General features: G+C 68.1%; 6 protein-coding genes. All 6 read right to left on the bottom strand.

The features are described 5' to 3' along the window. Positions 1-98 precede the first annotated feature (98 nt). Positions 99-554, bottom strand: a complete 456-nt coding sequence (locus tag ACJ8AT_RS16880; RefSeq protein WP_407738765.1) for a hypothetical protein — start codon at positions 552-554, stop codon at positions 99-101. A gap of 299 nt (positions 555-853) precedes the next feature. Beyond that, a complete protein-coding gene (locus ACJ8AT_RS16875) occupies positions 854-2,326 on the bottom strand; it encodes a serine/threonine-protein kinase (protein ID WP_407738764.1) in 1,473 nt (490 codons plus the stop codon). Between the two features lie 170 nt (positions 2,327-2,496). Then, positions 2,497-3,336: a hypothetical protein gene (locus ACJ8AT_RS16870; RefSeq protein WP_407738763.1), complete on the bottom strand. Its 840-nt coding sequence runs from the start codon at positions 3,334-3,336 to the stop codon at positions 2,497-2,499. Positions 3,337-3,589: 253 nt separating this feature from the next. Further along, complete coding sequence (locus tag ACJ8AT_RS16865) at positions 3,590-4,492, bottom strand: ThiF family adenylyltransferase (RefSeq protein ID WP_407738762.1); 903 nt, start codon at positions 4,490-4,492, stop codon at positions 3,590-3,592. 27 nt (positions 4,493-4,519) lie between these two features. Further along, positions 4,520-5,317, bottom strand: a complete 798-nt coding sequence (locus tag ACJ8AT_RS16860; RefSeq protein WP_407738761.1) for a TatD family hydrolase — start codon at positions 5,315-5,317, stop codon at positions 4,520-4,522. A 143-nt stretch (positions 5,318-5,460) separates the two neighbouring features. Continuing rightward, a complete protein-coding gene (locus ACJ8AT_RS16855; RefSeq protein ID WP_407738760.1) occupies positions 5,461-5,724 on the bottom strand; it encodes a hypothetical protein in 264 nt (87 codons plus the stop codon). Between the last annotated feature and the right edge of the window lie 295 nt (positions 5,725-6,019).

The following is a 6,019-nucleotide window of genomic DNA, read 5'->3' as shown; positions in this document are numbered from 1 at the left end:
TCTCTGCCGCCACAGCCACCTCCGTGTTCGGGAGGCGGCGTGCTCGGCTCTCTGTCCAGCGTCGTCAACGCTCCGGCTCTACCTTCACCCGCAGCCTGCTACAGCCCTGTTCCGCCCTGTTTCACCCCGCCAGGCAGGTGATCGACATGGTCGGAATCGGTGATCGGCATGGTCCGGAACAGGTGATCGGCTTGCTCCGGAATCGGTGATCGGCATGGCCCGGAACAGGTGATCGACATGGTCCGGAGCACGCAGTCGTTGGCAGCCTGCCGTAGGGCTGTCCGCTTCTGGTGAGCCAGCAGCACCACCACCCCGTCCTCCTTCATGTTGTCATCCAGTTGCTCGATGACGCGGACACAGGTGTGAAACATCCAAGCTACCATGCAGCGCTTCGCCTTGGGCCGCAGCGAAATCACCCGCTCGGCGAGCCCCGTCCCAGGAAGCGCCTGGCCCCAAAGGGCTGCGCAGGCGCGGGCGGGCCCCACATCCAACTCTTGGTCGGAGTCGGGCAGCCCAGGCAGAACCACACCGAGGAGTTCCGGCTTGCCAGGCAAGCGCTCTCGGCTCGCCCGCGGCGCGTCCCCCGCCCAGAGGCCCGGCTCGCTGGTGGGCGGGAGGACTCGCTGGTGGGGGCTTCTGGGGACTTCTGTGACTTGTGCGCCAGGCTGACCCACGAGGGGTGCCCCAGCTCCAGGCGGCGTATGGGGAGGAACAGGGAAGGCAGGCCCGGGAGCAGCCTGGGAGTAGGTGCTGTGCGCTGGGGCGGCACAGCCAGGTGCGAGGACGGCCGGGAGGAGCAGGAGCAGCCGGTGCATGCACGGAGCAACTTAACTAAGAGCGCCCCACCGTGAATCTACTTCTGCGGGTCCTTCGAGGTGGGAGTTCGTGTGCGCTCCATCTTGGGGATGTAGCATGAGCCTTGCCATACATACGATTCGTCGTCGCAAGGTGGGGAGAAGTTGTCGTTCAACCTGACCCAGCATCCGCCGCGGATGGCTTCCTCCCGGGGCCTGCAGGGCGGGCGCCGCTGGCCTGGTAACGGCTCATCTGGCATCTGCAGCGCGATGGACGCCGAGCCACTGGCTGACTGCGGAGAGGACACGCTCGCGGGTACCGAGGCGTCGGCCAGCGAGGTTTCTGCGCCGTCTCTGTCCCATTCGAGGTCCGCGGATTCCCTCGGTGGAAACGTGGGGGAGTTCGAGTACGGCCCGTGTCCCATCCACAGGATGCTGCCCGGGATGGCCAGCAGAAGCCCGACAACCAGCACCCGCCGGATCCTCAGGCCCCAGTCAACCTCTGGGGCCTCAGGGCGGATGGGCCCAGGCTTGCTGACGGCGGGAGGAACCTGCGCCTCGGCCTGCACACGCACAGGCACAGCCACCGCCGTGGCGGAGGGTCGCGGTGGGTCCATCAGCGGGCCATCTGCCTCCGAGCCCGCACGCTCGGCCGCGGCGTCCGCGGCTTGAGCCACGTCGCGCGCCAGACCGCGAGCCTCAGGCTCCGCCGCCAGCATCTGCTCGATGAGGGCCGCCAGTTCCGGGATCACCCGAGGGTTGAGCTTCTGGGGTGGCTGCCGAAGTGGAGGCAGAGGAGGTGGAAAGCGGAAAGGATCCAGCCTTGCCTCCGGATCTGTTCCCGGAGGTGGGTAGAGGCCGGTCACCAGCCGGTACACGCTGACGCCCAGCGCATAGAGATCATCAAAGGTGCGGGCTTGATAGTGGGACTGGAGCTGACGCAGGTGGCGCCATTGAAAGCGCAGCGCTTCAGGGGCGCGGTACTCACGAGTGCCGGGAGGCATGAGGCTGTCGGTGAGGGGAGGGGCTCCGGCCCAGGTGCCGGAGCCGAAGTCGGTGAGGAGGGCGCGGCCCTCGGGCTCCACGAGGATGTTGTCGCCTTTGACGTCGCGGTGAAGGCCCCCTGCGCTGTGCAGGGCTTCCAAGCCCCAAGCCACCTGAGCCACCACCTGAAGCACCCGGCGGCAGGAGGGAGGGTGGGCCCGAGCCCATTCATACAGGGGCAACCCGTTGACCCATTCCATCACGAGGTAGGGGTGCACGCGCCCTGAGTCCGTGGTCCACCAGCCGCGGTCGAGCAGTTGGGGCACGGAGGGGTGACGGGTCCGCGAGAGCAGCTCCACCTCGCGCAGGAAGCGCGGGTCATAGGCGAAGACGGCCACCTTGAGGGCGACCGGGACAGAGCCCGGGAGGCCGGCGCGGCGGGCGCGGAACACGGCGCCATAGGTGCCCCGTCCCGCATGACCCTCGATGAGCCAGGGGCCCACCGCGCTGCCCGGCCTGAGCGAGTCAGGAGTCTGCTCGTCCGTCATCGCGTACCTCGGGTTACGAGGGGCGGTTGGCTCCGCCCGCGCGCAGCCTACCTGATGAGTAGGCACTCGTCATGCCGCTCTGTTGGGTGGGAGCACTGCGAGCCCCCGCATCGCGCATCAGTGTCCCCGACTGGCCAACAGAGGAGAAGGGCGAGGAGGTGTTCGCCTCCCTACCTCAGGTGGTAGGCATTCCTCTTCGCATCCAGGAGCGACACCTGCACCTCGCTGTTCCTGAAGCCGATGAGGTTGGATAGGTTGATCTGCTTGTTCTGTGCGTCGACCCAGTCGGTTTCGACGAAGGGCTGGACGGGCACGGGCGCCGCCTCCGCGAGTGCCGCCAGTCCCTCGACCGCCTCCACTAGGAGCTGGAAGCCCGTCTTGCCGCCCCGCTGCATTTGGTTGAGCTTGTCGGTGTTCGTCTCGAAGACTTCCCCGTTAATGCTGCCCAGGCCGGTGAGCGCGGTCTTGATGGCCTGCAGACGTGTCCAGCGGGTGTTGTCGAAGCTCTTGGGCTTCACGTTCTCGCTCCCTTCCTTCGGATCATCCGATCGGTAGGAGCCAGTGGGCCCCTCGAACAGGTTGATCGGCGCCCACACCACCGGGCCGAGGTTCCACGCGGCGGGGGGGCCACCGGCGGCGCCGGCGGCGATGCCGCGGATGGCCGTGACCAGCCGCGTGCGGAGCTCGGGCGTGCCTGCATCCGCGTTGATGGAGAGCCCAGCGATCACCTGGAGGTAGGTCTGCGGAACGATGTGGTGCTTGGAGAAATTGATGCCAATCCAGGTGGCTCGCGTCTGCCCCGTGACGAGCGGCTTACCACTGGCGGCGATGGCGTTCTGGGCGGCGGTGTCGAGGTGTGCGCTCCACCCGGTGACGGCGGCGGCCTGGGTCGGCCGGGCCACGAGCTGCACCGTGACCTTGCGGCCCGCCTGCGCCTGAAAACCGACGAGGAGAAATGCGGCAATGGCTACACCGAGGCCGCGCGTGATCCACTGATTGTCCGTATCCATAAGGCTCCCTGAGTGTGTTGTGTCTTTCTGCTCTCGGAGAGACTTGGGAGCGTGGGCGCTTGTGAAGAGGGCTCAGGTGACGAGGTGGGTGACGAGGGTGAAGTACATGCACCTGGGGAAGGGGAGAAGCATCGCGCCCTGGAGACGAGCCGGAGCCTGAAAGCACCGGGGCCGGAAACCGCTGAGCGTTCAGCGGCTTCCGGCCCTGATGGAAGTGTCCCCGACGGGATTCGAACCCGCCGGGGCGAGCGGCTCAGCGCGCTGAGGCGAGCCGGCGCACCACCACGCCCGCGACGTTCATCCCGAAGGCCGACGTGACGAAGACCACGCTGCCGTCGATCTGCGTACGGTGATCACAGGTGTGGAACTCGTTGTCCTGCGGGCAGACACAGAGGAAGCCATCCGTGGCGTCGTCGTAGCGCAGCGGCACCGGCTGGCGCCGCGCCTCGATCGAGTACACCGCCGTGATGCCCGTGTGCCGATCCGTCTCCACCCCGTGCTTGCGCTTGAGCAGCTTGCGGATGTCCTTGGCGAATGGATCCATGTGCGTCTCGGACAGGTCCTCCACGCGGATGGCTGTCGGGTCCAACCGTCCCGCTGCCCCCATCGAGCTCACCACCGGCACCCCCAACGTCACGCAGCGGTGCAGCAGGTGCAGCTTCGCCTTCACGTTGTCGATCGCATCCACCACGAAGTCGTACTGGCCCGGCGGCAAGAGCTGCTCGGCCAGCTCCGCGCGGTAGAAGTCGCGCCTGGCCTCCACTCGCACGTCCGGGTTGATCTCCCGGCAGCGCTGCGCCATCAGCTCCGCCTTCGACTTGCCCACGCCCTTCACCGTCGCGTGCAACTGGCGGTTCGTGTTCGTCACGCACACGTCGTCGTGGTCCACCAGCGTGAGGTGCCCCACGCCGCTGCGCACCAGCCCCTCGACCGCGTAGCTGCCCACGCCGCCCACGCCGAACACGATGACCCGCGCGGCCGCCAGCCGCTCCATCGCCGAGTCGCCCAGCAGGCGCCCGGTTCGATCGAACCGCCTCGAGAGCTTGAAGGGCCGGGCGAGCGTGTTGGCGCCCGTCTCCGGGGCCGTGGGCACCGCCGGCGCCGGAGCCGAGGCAGGAGTGGTATCGGAAGCGGTGGGGAGCTGCTGAGCGTCCATGGAATCCCTCTATATCGCGACGCTTGCCTACCGCGAAGGCGGGGGAAAGGCTTCCCGGAAGAACCGGCGCGCGTTCGCGGTCGTCCGCTGGGCAAGCGCCTCGACGGGCTCTCCCAGCACCCGCGCCATGCCCTCGAGGATGTGGGGCAGGTAGCCCGGCTCCGAGCGCTGCCCCCGGTACGGCGTGGGCGCCTGATCCGGCGAGTCCGTCTCCGCCATCAGCCGATCCGCGGGGATGGCTCGCAGGGCATCCAGCGGCTTGCGCGCCTCGGCCCAGGTCACCGGTCCCGCGAACGAGAAGTGACAGCCCCTCTGCACGTAGAAGCGCGCCAGCTCCACGCCCCCGCTGTAGCTGTGCATGAGCACGCCCGCCTCGGGGAAGGGCTCTTCCTTGAGGAACTCGATCATCGCCGGGTGCAGCCGGTGGCAGTGCATCAACACCGGCAGCCCGTGCTTGCGCGCCAGCGCCATGTGGCCTCGGAGCACTCGCACCTGCCGCTCCAGCGGCGCACCCGGAACGGAGGGGCCATCCAGTCCGCACTCGCCCACGGCCACCGCCCCGCCCTGGGCCAGCAGCGCGTCGAGCCGCTCGAGGTGCTCGGCATCCTGCTCGGGCGGCAGCTCCGGTAGCAGCTGCGGGTGGATGCCCAGCCCTACCTGCACGCGCGCATCGCGCCGAGGCAGCTCCAGCAGCGGCTCCCAGGTGCCGGGGCCCACGGCGGGAATCACGATGCCGTGCAGGCCCGCGGCCCAGGCTCGGGTGAGGACGTCGGGGCGATCCGGATCGAACCGCGAGGCATCGAGGTGGCAGTGGGTGTCGATCATCGGAGTACAGGGAGCGGGAGCGCCTTCAGCCCCTGTAAGTATGTCCACAGTCTCCGATGATAGGCCCGCGGGCGCAGCTTCTGCGTCGAAGGAGCGTCTCCGCGCAGCCTCCGCGCGACAGGAACAGGTAGACCGCAGCCGGCTCAGCGCACCAGGACGATGCGGCGGCCCAGCGCCCTCGAGAGCTGCGGAGCGGCGACGACCTTCAGGACCTCGCGGATCTCCCCGCCCGCCGTGTCGAAGGCGGCCGCGATGATCTCCCCCACGGTGAGGGGCTCGGGCCGGACCGCGGGAGGCTGCTGGGCCTGAGCGCGCTTCACCCGGCCGACCGCTCGCCGCAACGCAGGCAGCACCCGGCGCCCTTGGCGGCGGACCGAACTGCCCTTTCGTGCTGTCGTCTTGGCCATGGTGCTCCTCCCATCGGACTCCATGGGTTGTTCACCGGTGCGGATCTCTCACAACCTAGCAAGCAACGGGCCATGCCCCGGATTGCTCGGTTTCGTGTGGATTCGGACACTTACCTTGCCCATAAGACCGAGACTGGGAGGGAAATTTTCCACAACTCCCCGCAACAGCGGCTGCGGGGACTCATTTCGTTGCCACCTTTCGTTCAATCCGCTGCTCAGGATTCAACGTTCCATTCACCGGACTTCGGGTGGTGGCAGGTAGGCCGTAAGGGCACTGAGGGAGAACCGAGCCGGT

It is taken from the genome of Hyalangium sp. (assembly GCF_045802625.1).
GTDB lineage: Bacteria > Myxococcota > Myxococcia > Myxococcales > Myxococcaceae > Hyalangium.
The sequence above is the reverse complement of the archived record's forward strand: the minus strand, read 5'-3'. Positions and strand labels throughout refer to the sequence as shown.